16 protein-coding genes are annotated in these 21,268 nt (G+C 64.5%); 9 read left to right on the top strand and 7 right to left on the bottom strand.

The window, feature by feature from the left end:
- The first annotated feature begins 43 nt into the window (after window positions 1–43).
- Both AAFG16_RS34190 and AAFG16_RS34185 read left to right on the top strand, forming a co-directional pair.
- Window positions 44–3,223, top strand: a complete 3,180-nt coding sequence (locus AAFG16_RS34190) for an efflux RND transporter permease subunit (RefSeq protein WP_342732406.1) — start codon at window positions 44–46, stop codon at window positions 3,221–3,223.
- Window positions 3,210–4,412 (top strand): efflux RND transporter periplasmic adaptor subunit, encoded by a 1,203-nt coding sequence (locus tag AAFG16_RS34185; RefSeq protein WP_283080844.1) that lies wholly within the window; start codon window positions 3,210–3,212, stop codon window positions 4,410–4,412. Before AAFG16_RS34190 ends, AAFG16_RS34185 begins: the two co-directional genes overlap by 14 nt.
- Window positions 4,413–4,571: 159 nt before the next feature.
- Here the strand turns inward: AAFG16_RS34185 and AAFG16_RS34180 are convergent, their stop codons facing one another.
- Window positions 4,572–6,089 (bottom strand): acetyl-CoA acetyltransferase, encoded by a 1,518-nt coding sequence (locus tag AAFG16_RS34180; protein ID WP_342732404.1) that lies wholly within the window; start codon window positions 6,087–6,089, stop codon window positions 4,572–4,574.
- Window positions 6,090–6,204: 115 nt separating this feature from the next.
- Window positions 6,205–7,338 (bottom strand): nitronate monooxygenase, encoded by a 1,134-nt coding sequence (locus AAFG16_RS34175; protein ID WP_342732402.1) that lies wholly within the window; start codon window positions 7,336–7,338, stop codon window positions 6,205–6,207.
- A gap of 255 nt (window positions 7,339–7,593) precedes the next feature.
- On the opposite strand from AAFG16_RS34175, the gene AAFG16_RS34170 reads away from it, so the two are divergent.
- Window positions 7,594–9,249: an NAD(P)/FAD-dependent oxidoreductase gene (locus tag AAFG16_RS34170; RefSeq protein ID WP_342732400.1), complete on the top strand. Its 1,656-nt coding sequence runs from the start codon at window positions 7,594–7,596 to the stop codon at window positions 9,247–9,249.
- Window positions 9,250–9,418: 169 nt separating this feature from the next.
- The gene (yghU, locus tag AAFG16_RS34165) at window positions 9,419–10,294 is read left to right on the top strand and encodes a glutathione-dependent disulfide-bond oxidoreductase (RefSeq protein ID WP_342732398.1); all 876 of its coding nucleotides are present in this window, start codon (window positions 9,419–9,421) and stop codon (window positions 10,292–10,294) included.
- A 171-nt stretch (window positions 10,295–10,465) separates the two neighbouring features.
- On the opposite strand, the gene AAFG16_RS34160 is transcribed toward yghU, so the two are convergent.
- Window positions 10,466–11,743 (bottom strand): acyl-CoA dehydrogenase family protein, encoded by a 1,278-nt coding sequence (locus AAFG16_RS34160; RefSeq protein ID WP_342732396.1) that lies wholly within the window; start codon window positions 11,741–11,743, stop codon window positions 10,466–10,468.
- A 442-nt stretch (window positions 11,744–12,185) separates the two neighbouring features.
- Here AAFG16_RS34160 and AAFG16_RS34155 point away from each other — a divergent pair, with 442 nt between their 5' ends.
- Window positions 12,186–13,133: an IS110 family transposase gene (locus tag AAFG16_RS34155; protein ID WP_342732394.1), complete on the top strand. Its 948-nt coding sequence runs from the start codon at window positions 12,186–12,188 to the stop codon at window positions 13,131–13,133.
- A 181-nt stretch (window positions 13,134–13,314) separates the two neighbouring features.
- Here AAFG16_RS34155 and AAFG16_RS34150 read toward each other — a convergent pair whose 3' ends face one another.
- A complete protein-coding gene (locus AAFG16_RS34150) occupies window positions 13,315–13,695 on the bottom strand; it encodes a VOC family protein (protein WP_342732392.1) in 381 nt (126 codons plus the stop codon).
- Between the two features lie 108 nt (window positions 13,696–13,803).
- Window positions 13,804–14,583 carry an SDR family oxidoreductase gene (locus AAFG16_RS34145; RefSeq protein WP_342732390.1) on the bottom strand — a complete coding sequence of 260 codons (780 nt, stop codon included), beginning with the start codon at window positions 14,581–14,583 and terminating at the stop codon, window positions 13,804–13,806.
- Window positions 14,584–14,749: 166 nt separating this feature from the next.
- Here AAFG16_RS34145 and AAFG16_RS34140 point away from each other — a divergent pair, with 166 nt between their 5' ends.
- Genes AAFG16_RS34140 through AAFG16_RS34130 form a run of 3 tightly spaced genes read left to right on the top strand, consistent with a single transcriptional unit; the run spans window position 14,750 to window position 16,896 of the window.
- A complete protein-coding gene (locus tag AAFG16_RS34140; RefSeq protein WP_342732388.1) occupies window positions 14,750–15,538 on the top strand; it encodes an enoyl-CoA hydratase/isomerase in 789 nt (262 codons plus the stop codon).
- Window positions 15,535–16,521, top strand: a complete 987-nt coding sequence (locus tag AAFG16_RS34135; RefSeq protein WP_283080837.1) for a phosphotransferase family protein — start codon at window positions 15,535–15,537, stop codon at window positions 16,519–16,521. Before AAFG16_RS34140 ends, AAFG16_RS34135 begins: the two co-directional genes overlap by 4 nt.
- Before the next feature lie 3 nt (window positions 16,522–16,524).
- Window positions 16,525–16,896 carry a DUF6285 domain-containing protein gene (locus AAFG16_RS34130; protein WP_342732385.1) on the top strand — a complete coding sequence of 124 codons (372 nt, stop codon included), beginning with the start codon at window positions 16,525–16,527 and terminating at the stop codon, window positions 16,894–16,896.
- 235 nt (window positions 16,897–17,131) lie between these two features.
- On the opposite strand, the gene AAFG16_RS34125 is transcribed toward AAFG16_RS34130, so the two are convergent.
- Window positions 17,132–17,911, bottom strand: coding sequence for an enoyl-CoA hydratase-related protein (locus AAFG16_RS34125; RefSeq protein WP_342732383.1), 780 nt, complete (start codon window positions 17,909–17,911; stop codon window positions 17,132–17,134).
- Between the two features lie 213 nt (window positions 17,912–18,124).
- On the opposite strand from AAFG16_RS34125, the gene AAFG16_RS34120 reads away from it, so the two are divergent.
- Complete coding sequence (locus AAFG16_RS34120) at window positions 18,125–19,399, top strand: acyl-CoA dehydrogenase family protein (RefSeq protein WP_342732381.1); 1,275 nt, start codon at window positions 18,125–18,127, stop codon at window positions 19,397–19,399.
- 129 nt (window positions 19,400–19,528) lie between these two features.
- Here AAFG16_RS34120 and AAFG16_RS34115 read toward each other — a convergent pair whose 3' ends face one another.
- Entirely contained in the window at window positions 19,529–21,109 is a 1,581-nt protein-coding gene (locus AAFG16_RS34115) for a fatty acid--CoA ligase (protein ID WP_342732379.1), read from the bottom strand.
- Window positions 21,110–21,268: the final 159 nt, after the last annotated feature.

The following is a 21,268-nucleotide window of genomic DNA, read 5'->3' as shown; positions in this document are numbered from 1 at the left end:
GGCGGATTCCGTAATCCTCGCTCGACCTGGAATTGCCTGACGAATGATTGCTCTGGTCCGTATTGCCCTGAGCCGACCCTACACGTTTGTCGTGCTCGCGCTCCTGCTGCTCATCATCGGACCGCTGGCGGCGCTGCGGACGCCGACCGACATCTTCCCTGACATCCGCATCCCCGTGATCGGTGTGGTCTGGCAGTACACCGGCCTGCCGCCGGACCAGATGTCCGGCCGCATCACGACGCCGTTCCAGCGCGCGCTGACGACGACTGTCAACGACATCGAGCACATTACCGCCAACTCCTATAACGGCTTCGGCATCATCAAGATCTTCTTCCAGCCGAACGTCGACATCCGCACCGCCAACGCGCAGGTCACCGCGATATCGCAGACGCTGCTCAAGCAGATGCCGCCGGGCGCGACGCCGCCCTTGATCCTGAACTATTCGGCCTCGACCGTGCCGATCATCCAAGTGGCGCTGTCGGGCGAGGGCCTCACCGAGCAGAACCTCGCCGACATCGGCATCAACCAGCTGCGCACGCCGCTGGTCACCGTGCCGGGCGCGGCGATCCCCTATCCGTTCGGCGGCAAGCAGCGCCAGGTCCAGATCGACCTCGATCCCACCGCGCTCCAGGCCCGCGGCCTGTCGGGCCAGGACGTCGCCAATGCGCTCGCAGCCCAGAACCTGATCACGCCGGTCGGCACCCAGAAGATCGGCCAGTTCGAGTACAACATCCAGCTCAACAACTCGCCGCTGAAGATCGACGAGCTCGGCAATCTGCCGATCCGCACCGTCAACGGCGCGATGGTCTATGTGCGCGACGTCGCGACCGTGCGCGACGGCAATCCGCCGCAGACCAATATCGTCCATGTCGACGGCAACCGCTCCGTGCTGATGATGGTGCTGAAGGCGGGCGCGACCTCGACGCTCGACATCATCGCCGGCATCAAGCAGAAGGTGATCGAGGTCAAGGACCAGCTGCCGGACGCGCTGAAGATCGGCTTCATCGGCGACCAGTCGGTGTTCGTCCGTGGCGCGATCGAGGGCGTCGCCTTCGAAGGCGTGATCGCGGCGCTGCTGACCAGCGTCATGATCCTGTTGTTCCTCGGCAGCTGGCGCTCGACCATCATCATCGCGGTGTCGATTCCGCTCTCCGTGCTGGGCGCCATCATCATGCTATCGGCGATCGGCGAGACGCTGAACATCATGACGCTCGGCGGTCTTGCGCTCGCGGTCGGCATCCTCGTCGACGACGCGACCGTGACGATCGAGAACATCAACTACCATCTCGAGCAGGGCAAGCCGGTCGAGCAGTCGATCCTCGATGGCGCTAACCAGATCGTGACGCCGGCCTTCGTCTCGCTGCTCTGCATCTGCATCGTGTTCGTGCCGATGTTCTTCCTCACCGGCGTCGCGCGCTTCCTGTTCGTGCCGATGGCGGAAGCGGTGATGTTCGCGATGATCTGGTCGTTCATCCTGTCGCGCACGCTGGTGCCGACCATGGCGAACTACCTGTTGCAGGCGCATGTCCATCATGAGGGCGGCCCGCCGAAGTCGCGCAATCCGTTGGTCTGGTTCCAGCGCGGCTTCGAGGCGCGGTTCGAGCACATTCGCGCGGGGTATCGCGGCCTGCTAGGCCTTGCGCTGGCGCATCGTGCGGTGTTCGTGGTCGGCTTCCTCTGCGTGGTCGGCGCATCCTTCGCGCTGGTGCCGTTCCTCGGACGCAACTTCTTCCCGGCCGTCGATGCCGGCAACATCCTGATGCATGTCCGCACGCAAGTGGGCACCCGTGTCGAGGAGACCGCCAACCAGCTGGCCGACGTGCAGAAAGCGGTGCGCAAGCTGATCCCGGGCGAGATCGACACCATGACCGACAACATCGGCATGCCGATCTCCGGCATCAACATGACCTACAACAACACCGGCGTGATCGGCCCGCAGGACGGCGACATTCAGATCAAGCTGAAGGAAGGCCACAAGCCGACCGAGGAGCATGTGAAGGTTCTGCGCGAGCAGCTGCCGCGCCTGTTCCCCGGCGTCAGCTTCGCGTTCCTGCCCGCCGACATCGTCAGCCAGATCCTGAATTTCGGCGCGCCCGCGCCGATCGACCTGCAGATCCGCGGCGCCAACATCAACGCCAACTTCGCTTACGCCAACAACCTGCTGGCCAAGGTCCGCAAGATCCCGGGCGTTGCGGACGCGCGCATCCAGCAATCGCCGAACAACCCGACTTTCAACATCGATGTCGACCGCACCCGCGCGCAATATGTCGGCCTGACCGAGCGCGACGTCACCAACAGCCTCGTGGTCAATCTCGCCGGCTCCTCGCAGGTCGCGCCGACCTACTATCTCAACCCCGACAACGGCGTGTCCTACTCGATCGTGATGCAGACGCCGCAATACCAGATCGACTCGCTCGGCGCGCTGCAGACCCTGCCGATCACAGCAGCAGGCAACGCGCAGTCGCCGATCCTCGGCGGCATCGCCGACATCAAGCGCTCGACCTCGAGCGCGGTGGTCTCGCAATACGACATTCAGTCGATGGTGCAGATCTTCGCGACGACCTCGGGCCGCGACCTCGGCGCCGTCGCCGCCGACATCCGAAAGGTGATCGCCGACACCGCCAAGGACGTGCCGAAGGGTTCCTCGGTGGTGCTGCTCGGCCAGGTGCAGACCATGAACAGCGCTTTCACCGGCCTGTTGTTCGGCCTGCTTGGCGCCGTCGTGCTGATCTACTTCTTGATTGTCGTGAACTTCCAATCCTGGTCCGATCCGTTCGTGATCATCACCGCGCTGCCGGCTGCGCTCGCCGGCATCGTCTGGATGCTGTTCATGACCGAGACGACGCTGTCGGTGCCGGCGCTGACAGGTGCGATCATGTGCATGGGCGTTGCCACCGCCAATAGCGTGCTCGTGATCTCCTTCGCCCGCGAGCGCTACGAGGAACTCGGTGATCCCGTCGCGGCTGCGCTGGAGGCCGGCTTCGTCCGGTTCCGCCCGGTGCTGATGACCGCGCTCGCCATGATCATCGGCATGGCGCCGATGGCCTTAGGATTGGGTGAGGGCGGCGAGCAGAATGCGCCACTTGGCCGCGCCGTGATCGGTGGCCTGATCTTTGCAACTTTCGCCACGCTGATGTTTGTTCCCGTGGTGTTCAGTATGGTACACAAGAAACAAGGCGCCAAAGCCGCCGCCTCATCGGAGACACCGCATGTCGCCCACTGAACCTCGCTCCCCGGTGTCGCACCGGAAACTGGGCATCTTCGGCGTGGTGGCGCTGATCGCGGCGGGCCTCGTCGTCGGCAGCGGCATCCGGGCCCGCGAAGAGCAAGGCTCCAAGCTGAAGGAGTGGACCGACGACCAGGCTATTCCCAGCGTCGCGGTGACCCTGCCCAACGCCAAGTCCCTTAATGCCACCATCGATCTGCCGGGCCGGCTGGAGGCCTATTACCGCGCCCCGATCTTCGCGCGCGTCTCTGGTTACCTGAAGAGCTGGAGCGCCGACATGGGCGCCCGCGTCAAGGCCGGACAGGTGATTGCCGAGATCGAGGCGCCCGATCTCGACCAGCAGCTGCTCCAGGCCCGCGCCGATCTCGCCAGCCAGCAGGCCAGCGCCAGGCTGTCGGAAGCAACGCTCAACCGCCGCAAGACGCTGGTCGCCTCCAACTTCGTCTCCGCGCAGGAGATCGACGAGCGCACCGCCGACCTCTCCAACAAGAACGCTGCCGTCCATTCGGGACAGGCCAATGTCGAGCGGCTCGAGGCGCTGGCCGGCTACAAGAAGATCACCGCACCGTTCGACGGTGTTGTCACCGCGCGCGACACCGACGTTGGCGCACTGATCAATGCCGGCGGCGGCTCGGGCCCCGCGATGTTCGTGGTGTCCGACATCACCAAGCTGCGCGTCTACGTCAACGTGCCCCAGAATTACGTGCCGGCGATCAAGATCGGCGCCAAGGCCATCATCACGCTGCCGGAATATCCGAACCGTACCTTCCAGGCCACGGTGGAGGCGTCCTCGCAGGCTGTCGACGTCGCCTCCGGCACCACGCGGATGCAGCTCGGCCTCGACAACTCCTCGGGCGAGCTGATGCCCGGCGGCTATGCCAGCGTGAAGCTGAACCTGCAGCGCGACACTGCGCCGCTCAGCATCCCCGCCAGCGCCCTGATCTTCAACGGCAGCGGCCTGCGGGTTGCGACCGTCGGTGCCGACGACAAGGTGCTGTTCAAGACCGTGACCATCGCCCGCGATCTCGGCCGCGAGATCGAGCTCGCCTCGGGCATCGCCCCTGATGACCGCGTCATCACCGCTCCGCCGGATGGTCTCTCCGATGGCGATCAGGTGCGTGTGGTTGGCGCCGGCGCCAAGGGCAAGCCGGCGACGGCGTCGGAGAAGCAGCCGCCGAAGGGCTGAGACGCGATCTCGCGCCGCGGACGCTAGACTCGTAGGGTGGGCAAAGCGACTTGTCCGCCGTAGCTCGAAGAGCGTAGGCGGAAGCGTGCCCACCACTTCCGTGCGATGCGGAAAGAATGGTGGGCACGGCGCAAGAGCGCCTTTGCCCACCCTACGAGATCACGCCACCCGCCACTCCGGCACGCCATCCGCAGCCATGGTGATCTCGCCAAGCGAACCCACCGGCGTACGATCCATGTTCAGCAGATGCGCCAGCGTCGCGCTATCACCCGCCGGAATCCGCGCCAACGTGCGTCGGTCGTCTTCCGTCCGCAGCATCACCACACCGTGCTCGACATCGCCGCCACGGCCGTAGAGCACGGTAAAGCTCTCGACCTTTCCCTTGCCTGAGGCTTCGTTAGCGAACTCCGGCACCGCGCGTTTGTTGCGATCCGCCTCCGCCTGCGCGCTCGTCTCCTGCGCCAGCGCCTCGCGCGGCGGCGTCCTCGCCACCACCAGCGCGTGATGCTTGGTGACGAAGCCCCCCTGTCCGTAGAGCAGTCCGAGTTTTGCGCCCTCGCGCAGGCGCCGTACCATCGCGCAGGCGGCATGCGTCATGTAGGTGTTGAGCGGCGCACCGAAGAAAGTGAGGCCGCCGGTCACGGTCGGCTGGACGTCGTCGGAAAGGCCGAGCGTCCGCCGTGCCATCTTGGGCACGCAGGGGAAGCAGCTGTAGAGCTCGATCGCGTCGAACTTCTTGCCGTCGCCGCCGGCGAGGTCCATCACGCTCCTGAGCACCGCGTTCTGCGGATGGCTCTCGTAGAACTGATCGCGTAGCAGATAGTCGCGCGGCTCTTCCGCCGAGGCGCCGCCGAGCGGATAGACCAGCTTGTCTTCCGCGATGCCAAGCGCACGCGCCTTGGCAAGGCTGGTGAGCAGCAGCGCGCCGCCCATGTTGACGCTGGGATTGGCGACCATGAGCTTGTTGTAGGGCCAGGCGATCAGGCGGTTGTCAGCGGTCGGCGTCGTGATCTCCTCAGGCGCATAGCGACGTTTCAGCCAGGCATTGGGATTTTGCGCGGCGGCTTCCGAATAGCGTGACCACAGCGTGCCTGACTCGGCCATCGCCTCGCGCGGCGTCTGGCCCCAATGCGCTGATGAGGCCGCCTCATAGAACGGATAGACGGTGACGGGCCGGAACACGCCGAGCTTCACCGCCAGCGGCTTCTGGAACGCCGCGCCGCGTTTTGGTTCCTCGACGTCATGCGCGAACGGCGTCCATGGCAGCTTTGCACCCACGCGCTCGGCCTTGGTCGCGGTCGACTGCGCCTCCGCGCCGCACACCGCCGCCACGGTGCATTCGCCGCGCGCGATGCGCTTGGCCGCTTCGTGGATGTAACGGATCGGGCTCTCGCCGCCGACCGGGCCGTAATAGCAACGCGCCGGCGAGATGCCGAGCCGCTGCGCCAGCAGCTTTTCCGGATCGCGATAGCGCCAGCTCAGGAAATTGACCACGTCGAGCGACTGCACCTCGTCGAGCAGCTTTGCGCCCGCGTCCGCTTCGGCGCGCCGCAATGCCTGTTCGAGCAGATCGAGCGGCTCGAGGCCGTCGGTGATCTCCCTGGGGCGGTCGACGATTTCGCCGATGCCGACGATGACGGGAATGCGGTCTTCAGGGGTATTGGTCTTATCTGTCATGCTTCAATTCACGATGTCGGTTGTTTCGTCATTGCGAGCGCAGCGAAGCAATCCAGAATCTTTCCGCAGAAGCAGTCTGGATTGCTTCGCTTCGCTCGCAATGACGATGTGGATGCTACTCCGCCACCAGCGCATTCATGTGCTCGACGGCTTCGGCGAAATCTTCCTTGAACTCCTGCACCACCGCCCCGGCGGACTTCACGCTGTCGATCAGTCCTACGCCCTGGCCGACGAAGTAGCTGACGAGATCGCGCGCCTTGGCGTTACCGGCTGCCGCGGCGCGATCGATCGAATGGAAGGCATCGCGGCTGATGATGCTTTGCAGCGGCATCGGCAGCGCACCTGGGCTTTCCGGCGCGCGGTCCCAGGCATCGGTCCAGACCGAGCGGAGCTGCCGCGCCGGCTTGCCGGTGCGGCCCTTCGAGCGGATCGCATCGCGGGACGAGGCGGCGATCATCTTCTCGCGAAAGATCTCGCTGGTCTCTGCCTCGACGGTCGCGAGCCACACCGAGCCGGTCCATGCGCCCGCCGCGCCCATCGCCATGCAGGCTGCCATCTGCCGCCCGGTCATGATGCCGCCGGCCGCCAGCACGGGCACGTCGCGGACCTTTTTGATCGCCTTGATCACCTCCGGCACCAGCACCATGGTCGAGACCTCGCCGCAATGGCCGCCGGCCTCGGTGCCTTGCACCACGAGGATGTCGACGCCGGCCGCGACCTGGCGTAACGCGTGCTCCTTGGCGCCGACGAGCGCGGCCACAGGCACGCCGTGCGTCTTGCCCATCTCGATCATCGCCTTCGGCGGCACGCCCAGCGCATTGGCGATCAGGCGGATCGGATGATTGAAGGAGACTTCGAGCAGCTCCAGCGCCGTCTTGGCGTCGAACGGCTGCGGCCGGTTGTCGGCGACATCAGTTGTCGTCAGCTCGATATCGTATTTTTTCAGCAGGTCGCGCGTGTAGGCGCGATGCTCCTGCGGCACGCGCGCTTCCAGGCTCTTCCAGGTGACGTCCTTCTCGCCCGCGGTCGAGATGTTTTCGGGGATCAGCACGTCGATGCCGCAGGGCTTGCCGTCGACGTGCTCGTCGATCCATTTCAGCTCGCGTTCGAGCGTGTCGGGCATGTGCGCGGTGGCACCGAGCACGCCAAAACCACCGGCGCGGCTGACGGCGGCAACGACATCGCGGCAATGGCTGAAGGCGAGCAGTGGGAACTCGATGCCCAGCATGTCGCAGATCGGCGATTTCATGGTTCTCTCCCGGCGGCCGCCTTCGTCGCTGTTGTTGCTTTGCGTGCGAAGATTGCGCGACGCTACCCCATCGTCGCCTGCGATGCCATGCCGGATTCGACCCCGCATCTTGCGTGCAGGCGCCGCGCAGAGAACGCACCATTCCGCTCTACAAAATAAGCGGGCCAAGGCCGTCCGATTAGCCTCTTGCGCTTTCGCACCCTTCAGAGAATGCTGGCTCGCAACAACAGAAAACAAATCAGGGAGTGCCAAGAGATGTCGTCAGCGCAAGCGAATCCGGCTCAGGGTACGGAAGCCCACGATGTGGTCGTCGTCGGTGCGGGCTTTGCCGGCCTGTACATGCTGCACCGGTTGCGCGGGCTCGGCTTCTCGGCACGTGTCTTCGAGCAGGGCGGCGGCGTCGGCGGTACCTGGTACTGGAATCGCTATCCCGGCGCGCGCTGCGATGTCGAGAGCATGCAATATTCCTACTCCTTCTCCGAGGAGCTCCAGCAGGAATGGGACTGGAGCGAACGCTACGCGCCGCAAACGGAGATCCTGAAATACGCCAATCACGTCGCCGACCGTTTTGACCTTCGCCGTGACATCCAGTTCAACACCCGCGTCGAGCGCGCCGTGTTCGATGAGCGTGCGAATGTCTGGTCGGTTACGACTTCCGACGGCAGGACGGTTCGGGCGCAGTTCGTCGTGCTCGCCACCGGCTGTCTCTCGAACGCGCGCAAGCCTGACATCAAGGGCCTCGAAAATTTCAGGGGGCCCATCTATCACACCGGCAACTGGCCGCATGAAGACGTCGACTTCACCGGCCTGCGCGTCGGCCTGATCGGCACGGGCTCCTCGGGCATCCAGTCGGCACCCATCATCGCGGAGCAAGCGAAACATCTTACCGTGTTCCAGCGCACCGCGAACTTCTCCATCCCCGCCCGCAACGCAGCGCTCACCGCCGAGGAGCGCGATGCGTTCCGCAAGCACTATCCGGAGATCCGCCGCTTCGCCCGCGAGGTCGCCCGCAACGGCATCTATGCCGAGCAGCCCGACCGCGGCGCGCTCGACGATGCCGAGGATGTCAGGCGCGCCAAATACAAGGCGCGATGGGATCGCGGCGGGCTCACCTTCATGTACGTCTACAACAATCTCGGCCTCGATCGGGCCGCGAACGACACCGCCGCCAATTACGTCCGCGGCAAGATCGCCGAGATCGTGAAGGACCCCGCGACCGCCAAACTGCTCCAGCCAAACAGCCATCCGATCGGCACCAAGCGCATCTGCATCGACACGGATTATTTCGCGACTTTCAACCGGCCGAACGTCTCGCTGGTCGACATCAAGACCAACCCGATTGAGGAGATCACCGCGAACGCGGTCCGTGTCGCAGGCAAGAACCACGAGGTCGACGCGCTGGTGATGGCGACCGGCTTTGACGCCATGACCGGGTCGGTCGCGAAGATCGACATCCAGGGCCGTGGCGGGCAGAGGCTGAGCCAGAAATGGGCGGAGGGCCCAAAGACCTATCTCGGGCTGATGAGCGCGGGCTTTCCGAACGTCTTCATCATCACCGGTCCCGGCAGCCCGTCCGTGCTCTCGAACATGATCGTCTCGATCGAGCAGCATGTCGATTGGATCGCCGATGGCCTTGTCCATATGCGCGGGCAGGGCCTCGCGACGATGGAGGCGGACAGCGACGCCGAGGAGAAATGGGTCGCCCATGTCAACGAGGTCGCCCACGGCACGCTCTATCCGCAGGCCAATTCCTGGTACATGGGGGCGAACATCCCGGGCAAGCCGCGCATCTTCATGCCCTATATCGGCGGCGTCGGCGTCTATCGCCGCATCTGCGACGGGGTCGCGGCGAAGGGATATGAGGGTTTTGTGATGGAGGCCGAGCTGCAGCCGCAGGCGGCAGCGTCATAGAGGCTGTCATTCCTGGGCTCGCCCTGTGCGCGCCCCGGAATGACGGTGGGGAGGGGCTTGCCATGACGAAACGGTGAGTTGCCCCGCCGGGCAATGCATTTCGGAGGCCTTGTCATCGGCCGCGCGCGGGCTAATTAATGCAAGCGCATCTTTTTGCCGGAGCCCCTGCATGACCGACGCCCCCGCCTACGTGCCGCCCAAAGTCTGGACCTGGAACAAGGAGAATGGCGGGCAGTTCGCCAATATCAACCGGCCGATCGCCGGTCCGACCCACGACAAGGAGCTGCCGGTCGGCAAGCACCCCTTCCAGCTCTATTCGCTGGCGACCCCGAACGGGGTGAAGGTCACCGTGATGCTGGAGGAGCTGCTGGCGCTCGGCCACAAGGGCGCCGAATACGACGCCTGGCTGATCAGGATCGGCAATGGCGACCAGTTCGGCAGCGGCTTCGTCGACATCAATCCGAACTCGAAAATCCCGGCCCTGATGGACCGCTCCGGCCCGGAGCCGATCCGGATTTTCGAATCCGGCTCGATCCTGTTCTACCTCGCCGAGAAATTCGGCGCCTTCCTGCCCAAGGACATCAAGGCCCGCACCGAGGCGATGTCCTGGCTGTTCTGGCAGATGGGCAGCGCGCCCTATCTCGGCGGCGGCTTCGGCCATTTCTACGCCTACGCCCCGACCAAGATCGAATACGCCATCGATCGCTTCGCGATGGAGGTGAAGCGCCAGCTCGACGTGCTCGACCGGCGCCTTGCCGACAACGAGTACCTCGCGGGCAAGGATTACAGCATTGCCGATATGGCGGTGTGGCCGTGGTACGGCGCGCTCGCCAAGGGACTGGTCTACGGCGCCGGCGAATTTTTGTCGGTGCAGGACTACAAGAACGTGCAGCGCTGGACCGACCAGATCGCGCAGCGCCCCGCGGTGAAGCGCGGCCGCATGGTCAACCGCGTCTCCGGCGACCCTGCCAGCCAGCTCCACGAGCGCCACGACGCGAGTGATTTCGAGACCAAGACCCAGGACAAGATCGAGCCGGCGACGTAGCGCGGTCTTTCTTCGCCTCTCCCCGCTTGCGGGGAGAGGGGGGGCTCGTAGGGTGGGCAAAGCGAAGCGTGCCCACCACTCTTTGTGACGCCCGAGATGGTGGGCACGGCGCGCGAAGGGCGCGCCTTTGCCCACCCTACGGCTCTTCCCGAGTGGGAAGAGGAGAGACCTTTACGCCATGCTCAGCTCGTGGCGACCGACCACCATCCAGTGCACCTCGTCCGGACCATCCGCAAAGCGCAGGTGGCGCACGTCCTGGTACATCTCGGCGAGCGGGGTCCAGTGCGAGATGCCGGTGGCGCCGTGCATCTGGATCGCCTGATCGATGATCTTGCAGGCACGCTCCGGCACCATGGCCTTGACCATGGAGACCCAGACGCGGGCCTCCTTGTTGCCGAGCACGTCCATCGCCTTCGCCGCCTTCAGCACCATCAGCCGCATCGCCTCGATCTCGCAGCGTGCCTGCGCGATGATCTGCATGTTGCCGCCGAGATGGGCGATCTTCTTGCCGAACGCTTCGCGGGTGAGGCCACGCTGCACCATCAGGTCGAGCGCCTTCTCGGCCTTGCCGATGGTGCGCATGCAGTGATGGATGCGCCCCGGCCCGAGACGCAGCTGCGAGATCTCGAAGCCGCGGCCTTCGCCGAGCAGCATGTTCTCCTTCGGCACCCGCACATTGTCGAAGCGCATGTGCATGTGGCCGCGCGGCGCGTGGTCCTGGCCGAACACGTACATCGGCCCGAGCACCTCGACACCGGGCGTGTCGCGCGGCACCAGGATCTGCGATTGCTGCTTGCTCGGCGCCGCATCCGGGTTGGTCTTCACCATCACGATGAGGATCTTGCAGCGGGGATCACCTAAGCCGGAGATGTAATACTTCTCGCCGTTGATGACCCATTCGTCGCCGACGAGCTTTGCCGTCGTCGAGATGTTCTTGGCGTCGGAGGAGGCGACGTTCGGCTCGGTCATGACATAGGCCGAGCGGATCTCGCCGTTGAGCAGCGGCTTGAGCCACTTCTCCTTCTGCTCCTTGGTGCCGACGCGCTCCAGCACCTCCATATTGCCGGTGTCGGGCGCCGAGCAGTTCATGGTCTCGGACGCCAGCGGGCTCTTGCCGAGCTCGGCGGCGATATAGGCGTAGTCGAGATTTTTCAGGCCCTGGCCGGTCTCGTCATCGGGCAGGAAGAAATTCCACAGGCCTTCCTGCTTGGCCTTGTTCTTGGCCTTCTCCAGCACCTCGAGCTGCTTCGGCGTAAAGCTCCAGCGATCCTCCTTGCCTTCACCGGCCTTGGCAAATTCGATCGACATCGGCTCGACCGTGTCGCGGATGAACTTCTTGACGTGATCATAGAGCGGCCGGACCTGGTCCGACATGCGCAGATCGTTCAGCTCGTCGCCGGGATTGAGCGTGTAGTTGGTGGTGCGGGGAATGTAGGCGTGTTTTGTCATTGTTCCTCCCGAGGGGCGCTGAGATCGTGTTGGCCGCAAGAATAGTCGCAGCGACGCCAAAGTGCGAGCGCGTATTTTTCACGCGGAGCCATGCCACGTGATGGAATTTAGCGAGGGCGTTTGAAATGTTGTTTGAATGGGGGTGAGTGGCAGGCGCGCGCCGTACTCGCCGTTGTCATCGCCCGCGAAGGCGGGCGATCCAGTAAGCCGTGACATCAGCGAGTCACGGAGAAGCCGCGGCGTACTGGATTGCATGATGTGCGGCCATCCTCTCAGGATGGGGCGCCGGCGGACCCTCGAGTTACTGGATGGGTCCTGTGAGACCGTGGGAATCTTGGGACCGCCGGCGTTACGGTCTGACACGCGCACGGTAGAGAGGGCCTGAGCCCGCATTGCAATCCGGCGTGCCGACCAGATCCATATTCTGTCGGAGATCAGCAGCATGGGCAAGATGATGGGGATGGATGTCGCCAAGGAATGGATCGACATTGGCATCGCGGGCGATGGCCGGGTGAAGCGGATCGCGAACAATGAGCGCGCGATTGACGCTTGGCTGGCCAAGATTGGCCCTGACACGATCGGGCTGGTCGCTTTCGAACCAACAGGCGGCTATGAGCGGCATCTGCGCCGCTGTCTCAGCCGGGCGAAGGTTGCCTTTAAGCAAGTGCATCCGAACGAAGTCGTCGCCTATCGCAGGCGGCGTGGCATCAAGGCCAAGACGGACCCCATCGACGCCAGATTACTGGCCGGCTTTGCCGCCGAGGAGCTCACTCGCCGCGAACTCGAGCCGGTTCCGGAGGCCGATGAGGTCTTACGTGAACTCACGGCGCGGCGCCGGCAATTGCAGGCTCTGCTGCATGCCGAGACCTGCCGCTGTGACGTGGTGGACAGCGCCATTGTCCGCAAGAGTCTGCAGGCGGTCATTGCCATCCTTGAGCGTTCGCTGGCTGCCGTCGATAAGGCCATTGCCGAGTACATCGCAAGCTCGGCGCATGCCCAGACCAGCCAACGGCTGCAGACCTTCTGCGGAGCCGGCCCCGCCATCGCGGACACCCTGATTGCCGAACTGCCGGAGCTCGGACATCTGTCAGGCAAGAAAATTGTCGCGCTTTGCGGCCTTGCCCCACACGCCCGCGACAGTGGCAAGCGGCGCGGCCATGCGTCCACCGGTCATGGTCGCCCAGGCGTGCGCAAAGTACTCTTCAACGGCGCCCGCAGCGCCATCCAGCACAATCCGGTCATGAAGGCCTTCTACCAGCGCCTGGTCGACGACAATCACCGTCCGGGCAAGGTCGCGCTCAGCGCCGTGATGCGCAAAATGCTCGTGACGCTCAACGCCATGATCCGGGACGGATCAGATTGGAGACGCGCAGCCAAGCCTGCGGCATGAGCCGTCGATCACGCCAAGCTCACGCGGCAACGCGCGGAACCGGTCAAGGCCGGCATCGCCGCCGCGCAGCGGTCGCCTTGACCGGCGAGCACGATGCCGCACTCTCGCCCGTGATCGCCCCCTTGACGAACATCACGGTAGATTCCCCGCTTTCGCGGGGAATGACAGCGTCCTAGAGCGATCAGTTCGCCATCCGATGCATCGCGCAGATCTTGTTGCCGTCGAGGTCACGCAGGTAAGCGATATAGAGCTTGTTCCCCGCGCCCTCGCGGATGCCGGGCGGATTCTCGATCGGCGTTCCGCCGGCGGCGACGCCGGCGGCGTGCCACTTGTCGACCTGCTCGGGCGAGTTGGCGGCAAAGCCGATCGTGCCGCCATTCGCGCAGGTCGCCGGTTCGCCGTTGATCGGCTTCGTCACCGAGAACACACCGGTCTTGGTGAAGTAGAAGATGCGATGGCCGTCGACCTTGGCCGGACGCACCTCGAGCGTGCCGAGCAGCGTGTCATAGAACGCCTTGGCCTTGTCCAGATCGTTGGTGCCGATCATGATGTGCGAGAACATTGCCCATTCCCCTCAGAGTGTGTAGCCCGGATGGAGCGTAGCGAAATCCGGATCTTGCTTGCTTCTAGAAATCCCGGATTGCGCTTCGCTCCATCCGGGCTACGAATCTCAAAACGCGGTATAGCCGCCATCGATCACGAACGTATCCGCAGTGTGATACGACGACGCCTTGCTCATCAGATACACGGCGATGCCGCCGAAATCGGACGCCTCGCCGAAGCGCCGCACCGGAATCCGCGGCATCACATTGGCGACGAATTTTTCGTTGGCCATGAGACCCGAGGTCATGTCGCTCTTGATCCAGCCCGGGAGGATCGCGTTCGCGGTGACGCCGTGGCGGGCGAGCTCGACGCCGAGCGCGCGCACCAGCGCGTTGATAGCGGCCTTGGTCGCGGCGTAATGCTCGTTGCGCGCGGTGCCGAAGATCGAGGCGAGGCTCGAGGTCGCAACGAGCCGGCCGAACGGATCGCCGGCATTGGCGCGATCGGTCATGTGCTTTGCGGCGGCCTGGAATGCGTGGAACACACCGTCGAGATTGGTCGCGAACATCGTTCGCCATTCCTCCTCGGTGCGCTCGATGAAGGAACGCCGCCCGCCGCCGCCGATGCCGGCATTGGCGAAGCAGCCGTCGACACGGCCGAACGTGTCGAGCGTCGCCTTCATGGCGGCATTGACCGAGCCGGAATCGGTGACGTCGCAGACGCGGCTGTCGACCTTGCCTGATAGCCCCGCCATGCTCGCGGCAGCAGCCTTGTTCTTGTCAGCATTGCGGCCCCAGATCGAGACGTTGCAGCCCTGGCCGGCGAGGGCCTGTGCGATGCCGAGCCCGATGCCGCCATTGCCGCCGGTGATCACGGCGACACGGCCAGTGAGGTCGAAAATGTTCATGGCGCGTTTCCTGTTCTTGATATGAGGCGCATCAGCCGCTGCGCACAAGATTGCTTGCTATGCTCCGATCACCATGGACAAGGCCGCGACAAAAATCAAATATGCGCCCGGCAAAAACGAATTCCGGTCTGCGAAACTGACGCGGTCCGCAACTGACGAGGAAACCATGCAGTTCAAACACGTCACGCTCGATTTCGATGGCTCGGTCGCGATCCTCAGGCTCGACCATCAGGAGGTGATGAACGCGGTCTCCGTGGACATGCTGGGCGGCCTTGCCGAGGCGCTGGACGCGATCGAGGAGAGGAAGGACGAGGTGCGCTGCGTGGTGCTGACCGGCGCGGGGCGCGCGTTCTGCACGGGTGCTAATCTGCAAGGCCGCAACAACCAGTCGAAGAAGACCAAGGCCGGCCTGACGCTCGAGACTGGCTTTCACCCCTTCCTGCGCCGCGTCCGCAATCTGCACTGCCCGATCATCACCGCGGTCAACGGGCCGGCGGCAGGCGCCGGCATGAGCTTCGCCCTGCTCGGCGACATGATCCTTTGCGCGCGCTCGTCCTATTTCCTGCAAGCGTTCCGCCGTATCGGCCTCGTGCCGGATTGCGGCTCGACCTGGCTGCTGCCGCGCCTCGTCGGCCGGGCGCGCTCGATCGAATTGTCGCTGATGGGCGAGCGGCTGCCGGCCGAGAAGGCGCTGGAATGGGGCCTCGTCAACCGCGTCTATGACGACGGCGTGCTGATGGAGGAGGCGATGAAGCTCGCGCGCGATCTCGCCAGCGGGCCGACAGTGGCGCTATCGCTGATCCGCAAGCTCTACTGGGACAGCCCGGAAAATTCCTTCGAGGACCAGCTCAATCTCGAATTCCAGTGCCAGCTGCGTGCTGGCGACACCCAGGATTTCCGTGAGGGCGTCGGCGCGTTCCTGGAGAAGCGCCCCGCACAGTTCAAAGGCAAATGATCGAGGCGGAGCTTTCGCGCAGCGTCGCGCGCTGGTGCAAGGGCGCGACCGGCGTCGCCGGCGCGGCAAAACTGTCCGGCGGCGCCAGCCAGGAGACCTGGCGTTTCGACATCACGCATCCGGACGGGCCGATCGGTGCAATCCTGCGCCGCTCGCCGAAAGGCTATGGCGCAGCACCGACGCGTGCGGCCGGGCTCGCCGCCGAGGCGCAGTTGATGCAGCTCGCTTACGAGGCCGGCGTGCCGTCGCCGCGCGTGATGCATGTGCTGGTGCCGGAAGATGATCTCGGCACCGGCTTCATCATGCAGCGCGTCGAGGGCGAAACCATCGCGCGCAAGATCCTGCGTGATGAGGAATACGCGGCGGCAAGGCCGCTGCTCGCGCGGCAGATCGGCGGTGTGCTGGCCGGCCTGCACAAGCTGCCGCAGGACAAATTGCCCGAGCTGCGCAGCCGCGGCGCGACCCAGGAGATCTCGGAGTTCGAGCGCGACTATCGCAGCCTGAACTGGCCCAAGCCCGTATTCGAGCTGGCGCTGCGCTGGCTGCGCGACCACGATCCTGGCCCCTCGGTCGAGACCACGCTGGTGCATGGCGATTTTCGTAACGGCAATCTCATCATCGGCGCGGATGGCGTCCGCGCGGTCCTGGACTGGGAGCTCGCCCATCTCGGCGATCCCATGGAGGATCTCGGTTGGGTGTGCGTCAACTCCTGGCGCTTCGGCGAGATCGACAAGCCCGTCGGCGGTTTTGGCTCACGCGAGGAGCTGTTCACGGGCTATGAGGCGGCAGGCCGCAAGGTCGATCCCGCGCGCGTCAAATTCTGGGAAGTGATGGGGACGCTGCGCTGGGGCATCATGTGCGGCGGCATGATGCAGCGTTTTCGCGAGGGGCCGGACCATTCCATGGAGCGCGCCATGATCGGCCGCCGCGCCAGCGAGACCGAGATCGATCTGTTGCGGCTGCTGGCGCCGCGCGGGAGCTGACCCATGCAGGACGAACCGACACCGATCGAGCTGACCAAGGCTGTCGCCGATTTCCTCCGGAGCGACATCACGCCGCTGATCTCCGGCCACCAGGCCTTCAAGCTGCGCGTCGCCATCAACATCCTCGACCTCGTCACGCGGCAGCTGACGCAGGAGGCGGGGAGCGATGCTGCGGAAGTGGAGCGGCTGCGTGCGCTGCTCGGCATCGATGGTTCGGTGACCGAGCTCAACCGCGCGCTTGCCGAGCGCATTGCAAAGGGCGAGGTCGATCTCGCAACGCCAGGGCTAGCCGAGCACCTGTGGGCGACCACGATGGACAAGCTCGCCGTCGATCAGCCGAATTACGCCTCGTACAGGCGGGAGCTGGGGCGGTAGGCGGGTAGGCCTCTCTCTCGTCATTGCGAGGAGCCCTTGCGACGAAGCAATCCAGACACTTTCTGCGGAACGATTCTGGATTGCTTCGCTACGCTCGCAATGACGGTATTGGGGAGTTGCGCTCCCTCCGTCTCGTCATGCCCGGGCTTGTCCCGGGCATCCACGTTCTTCGTAATGCGCGGCACGACGTGGATGGCCGGGACAAGCCCGGCCATGACGCGGAGAGGATTGAACCCTACTTCCCCGCCCATTTCGGCGGCCGCTTCTCCGAGAACGCCTTCGGGCCCTCGATGTAATCCTGTGAGGCCGCCATCGCCTGCACGGCTGGATAGTCCCGCTGCTCCGCGATGGCCTGCTCCAGCGACACGCCCAGTCCTCGCTGGATGGCCTGCTTCGACGCGCGGATCGACATCGGCGAGTTCTTGGTGATCATCTCCGCCCAGCGCAGTGCGCTCGCGAGCGCTTCGCCCTGCGGCACCACCTCGTTGACGAAGCCGAGCTCATGGCCCTCCTTGGCGCTGACATGGCGGGCGGTGAGGATCATGCCCATGGCGCGCTTCAGGCCGATCTGGCGCGGCAGCCGGTGCAGGCCGCCGGCAAGCGCAGCAAGGCCGACGCGCGGCTCGGGCAGAGCGAAGGTCGCATTCTCCGCGGCGATGATCAGGTCGCAGGCGAGCGCGATCTCGAAGCCGCCGCCCATCGCGACGCCGTTCACGGCGGCGACGATCGGCTTGTCGCAGTCGAAGCGCGAGGTGAGGCCGGCAAAGCCGCCCTTGTCCCAGCCGCGCTTGCCGCCCGCCGCCTGCCACTTCAGATCGTTGCCGGCGCAGAACGCCTTGTCGCCGGCGCCGGTGACGACCGCGACCCACTGCGCAGGGTCGGCGAAGAAATCGTCAAACACCTTGTTGAGCTCGAAATGCGCATCGATATGCAGCGCATTGTAGACCTCGGGCCGCGACAGCGTGACGATCGTGATCGGCCCCTTGCGTTCCACCTTCGAAAACTTCAGCTCCATCGTGCGCTCCCGCATTTTCTTCTGAAGGAATATTGGCGTCATACTACCGTGCCTCAGCGCCTGAGCACCATCGAATTGCGCGGGCGCGCCTTGCGCATCCGGCACGTCTCGCCTTGCTTGACTTGGCGGCGCTCTTCTCACCTTAATCGTACGAAGCAAAAGCGTGCCTAGCGCCTTAACACAAAACGATAAAATCAATCCGGGAGAGAACCTGTGGATTTCTCATTGCCTGCCGATCTCGTCGCCTATCTCGGAGAGCTCGACCGTTTCATCGAACGCGAGATCAAGCCGCTGGAGGAGGCCGACGACAACATCCGCTTCTTCGACCATCGTCGCGAATGGGCGCGCACCGATTTCGAGAATGGCGGCCTGCCGCGCCACGAATGGGAAGCGCTGCTGCGCAAGGCAAAAGATCTCGCGGATGCCGCCGGTCATCTGCGCTTTCCGGTGCCGAAGCAATATGGCGGCAAGGACGGCTCCAATCTCTGGATGGCCGTGATCCGCGAGCATTTTGCCGCCAAGGGTCTCGGCCTGCACAACGATCTGCAGAACGAGCACTCCATCGTCGGCAACTTCCCGGTCGTCACCATGCTCGACCGCTACGGCCGCGACGACCAGAAGGCGATGATCGACGGTTCGATCAAGGGCAAGTATCGCATCACCTTTGGACTGACCGAGCCGCATCACGGCTCGGATGCCACCCACATGGAGACGCGCGCGGTGCCGGCGACCCGCGACAACGTCAAGGGCTGGATCATCAACGGCGAGAAGATGTGGACCACAGGCATGCACGTCGCCACGCATTGCGCGCTGTTCGCGCGCACCTCGGGCAATGATGGCGATGCCCGCGGCATCACCTGCTTCCTGGTGCCGGCCAAGAGCCACGGCGTGAAGGTCGAGGAGTACATGTGGACCTTCAACATGCCGACCGACCATCCCCGCGTCAGCTTCACCGACGTGTTCGTGCCAGAAGACGCGCAGTTCGGTGAGGTCGGCCGCGGCCTGTCGTTGGCGCAGTGCTTTGTCCATCAGAACCGCATCCGCCAGGCGGCGAGCTCGCTTGGCGCTGCCGTCTACTGCATCAACGAAAGCGTCAAATACGCGCGCGAGCGAAAGCCGTTCGGCAAGGCACTCGCCGAGAACCAGGCGATCCAGTTCCCGCTGGTCGAGCTCGCGACGCAGGCCGAGATGCTGCGCCTTCTGATCCGCAAGACGGCTTGGGAGATGGACAAGCTTACCGAGGAGCAGATCGAGCGCACGCTGTCCGACCGCGTCTCGATGTGCAATTACTGGGCAAACCGCCTCTGCTGCGAATCCGCCGACCGCGCCATGCAGGTTCATGGCGGCATGGGCTACTCACGCCACAAGCCGTTCGAGCACATCTATCGTCACCACCGCCGCTACCGCATCACCGAGGGCAGCGAGGAGATCCAGATGCGCAAGGTGGCGGGGTTCTTGTTCGGCTATATGGGGCCGGGCAAGCACTGAGGCTTGCACCGGTCTCGTGGGGTGGGCAAAGCGAAGCGCGCCCACCATCCCCTTTGTATACGGAACGAGATGGTGGGCACGGCGCTTTGCGCCTTTGCCCACCCTACGGGACGTACGGCACTGCGGGGACTAATTCACCCGCCGATCCTTCCCCGCCCAATACGGCTCGCGCAATTGCCGCCGCAAAATCTTGCCTGACGGATTCCTCGGCAGGGCCGGCAGAAATTCCACGCTCTTCGGCGTCTTGTAGCCGGCGATGCGCTCGCGGGTGAAGTTGATGATGTCGGTGGCGGTGGCGTGTTTGCCCGGCTTCATCACCACCACCGCCTTCACCGCCTCGCCCCATTTGTCGTCGGGCACGCCGATCACCGCGGCCTCGGCGACGTCGGGGTGATCGCACAGTGCGCTCTCGACCTCGGCGGGGTAGATGTTCTCGCCGCCGGAGATGATCATGTCCTTGATGCGGTCGTGGATGTAGAGATAGCCGTCCTCGTCCATATAGCCGGCATCGCCCGTGCGTAGCCAGCCGTCGCCTCGCAGCGTTGCGGCGGTGGCTTCAGGCAGATTCCAGTAACCGGCCATGTTCGAGCCCGAGCGCGTTGCGATCTCGCCGACCTCACGCGGCGGCAGCGGCTTGCCGTCCACGTCGAGGATTGCGATCTCGACGCCCGGCAGTGCCTTGCCGGCCGAGCGCATGCGTTCAAGCCCCTCGACGTGATCCTCCGGCGGCAGCGCGACGATCGTGCCCGTCGTCTCGGTCATGCCGTACATCTGCACGAAGCCGCATTTGAAGACCTCGATGCATTCCTTCAGCAGCGCCGCCGGTATAGGCGAAGCGCCGTAGAGCATGTATTTCAATCGTGAGAAATCGACCGCCTTGGCGCGCGGCTGCCGCACCACGAACTGCATCGCCGCCGGCACCATGAACAGCTTCGTGATACCCGACTGCTCGAAGTAATCCAGCACCTTGGTCGGGTCGAACTCGCGCGCGATGACGCCGCGGGCGCCATGATAGAGCCCCATCACGCCCCAGCCGGAGCCGCCGATGTGGAAGATCGGCATTGCCACCAGCGAGACGTCGTCGGTCGACCACCGGTTCCACTCCGGCTTGTCCTCGGCATTACCCGTCTGCACGAGATTGAGGAAGTTGGCGTGCGACAGCATCGCGCCCTTCGGCTTGCCTGTGGTGCCCGAGGTGTAGAGCTGGATCGCAATGTCCTTGGTGTCGATCGGCACCTTCGGGTCGTCGCCGCTCTGCGCATCGCGCCAGGCTGTAAAATCCTGCCATTCCGGTGCGCCGCCTTCGGTGGTGATGATGGTGCGGACGCCGGGTATCTGGTCCCTGATCTGCCGGACCTGCGCGATGAACTCCGGCCCGACGAACAGCACCGGCGCCTTGCAATCGGAAACGATGAAGGCGACCTCAGGTCCGGCGAGCCGCCAGTTCACCGGCGCCATCACGACGCCCGCCTTCATCGCGCCCATCAGCAGCTCGAAATAGAGGTCGCTGTTCTTGCCGAGATAGGCAATGCGGTCACCCTTCTTCACGCCCATTGCGAGGAGCGCGTTGGCGACCTTGTTGGTCTTGATATCAAATTCGGCAAAGCTGGTGACGCGGCCCTCGAACTCGTAGGCGATGGCATCGCCGCGGCTCGTCGCGCGCTCGCGCACCATGTCGGCGAGGTTCGCCAATGGCTGTGTGGTGGACATGTCTCTCCCGTGGCGTTTTGTTTTTATGCTGGGAGTGTGGCGTCATCTGTGGGTGAAGACAAGATGGGAGCCCCACTGTCGTCCCGGACGAGCGAAGCGAAGATCCGGGACCCATAACCACAGGGAGTGGCTTGGCGAAGACTCGGAGTTGCCTGTCTC

The organism is Bradyrhizobium sp. B117 (assembly GCF_038969555.1).
Classification (GTDB): Bacteria; Pseudomonadota; Alphaproteobacteria; order Rhizobiales; family Xanthobacteraceae; genus Bradyrhizobium.
This window is presented reverse-complemented; position numbering and strand designations above follow the sequence as displayed.

What these genes read in the sequence shown, in the direction of transcription:
- AAFG16_RS34190 (WP_342732406.1), top strand. Translation starts at nt 44, where the DNA reads ATGATTGCTCTGGTCCGTATTGCCCTGAGCCGACCCTACACGTTTGTC.
- AAFG16_RS34130 (WP_342732385.1), top strand. Translation starts at nt 16,525, where the DNA reads ATGCAGGACGAACCGACACCGATCGAGCTGACCAAGGCTGTCGCCGAT.
- AAFG16_RS34115 (WP_342732379.1), bottom strand. Translation starts at nt 21,109, where the DNA reads ATGTCCACCACACAGCCATTGGCGAACCTCGCCGACATGGTGCGCGAG.
- AAFG16_RS34135 (WP_283080837.1), top strand. Translation starts at nt 15,535, where the DNA reads ATGATCGAGGCGGAGCTTTCGCGCAGCGTCGCGCGCTGGTGCAAGGGC.
- AAFG16_RS34170 (WP_342732400.1), top strand. Translation starts at nt 7,594, where the DNA reads ATGTCGTCAGCGCAAGCGAATCCGGCTCAGGGTACGGAAGCCCACGAT.
- AAFG16_RS34185 (WP_283080844.1), top strand. Translation starts at nt 3,210, where the DNA reads ATGTCGCCCACTGAACCTCGCTCCCCGGTGTCGCACCGGAAACTGGGC.
- AAFG16_RS34175 (WP_342732402.1), bottom strand. Translation starts at nt 7,338, where the DNA reads ATGAAATCGCCGATCTGCGACATGCTGGGCATCGAGTTCCCACTGCTC.
- AAFG16_RS34125 (WP_342732383.1), bottom strand. Translation starts at nt 17,911, where the DNA reads ATGGAGCTGAAGTTTTCGAAGGTGGAACGCAAGGGGCCGATCACGATC.
- AAFG16_RS34160 (WP_342732396.1), bottom strand. Translation starts at nt 11,743, where the DNA reads ATGACAAAACACGCCTACATTCCCCGCACCACCAACTACACGCTCAAT.
- AAFG16_RS34155 (WP_342732394.1), top strand. Translation starts at nt 12,186, where the DNA reads ATGGGCAAGATGATGGGGATGGATGTCGCCAAGGAATGGATCGACATT.
- AAFG16_RS34150 (WP_342732392.1), bottom strand. Translation starts at nt 13,695, where the DNA reads ATGTTCTCGCACATCATGATCGGCACCAACGATCTGGACAAGGCCAAG.
- AAFG16_RS34180 (WP_342732404.1), bottom strand. Translation starts at nt 6,089, where the DNA reads ATGACAGATAAGACCAATACCCCTGAAGACCGCATTCCCGTCATCGTC.
- yghU (WP_342732398.1), top strand. Translation starts at nt 9,419, where the DNA reads ATGACCGACGCCCCCGCCTACGTGCCGCCCAAAGTCTGGACCTGGAAC.
- AAFG16_RS34145 (WP_342732390.1), bottom strand. Translation starts at nt 14,583, where the DNA reads ATGAACATTTTCGACCTCACTGGCCGTGTCGCCGTGATCACCGGCGGC.
- AAFG16_RS34140 (WP_342732388.1), top strand. Translation starts at nt 14,750, where the DNA reads ATGCAGTTCAAACACGTCACGCTCGATTTCGATGGCTCGGTCGCGATC.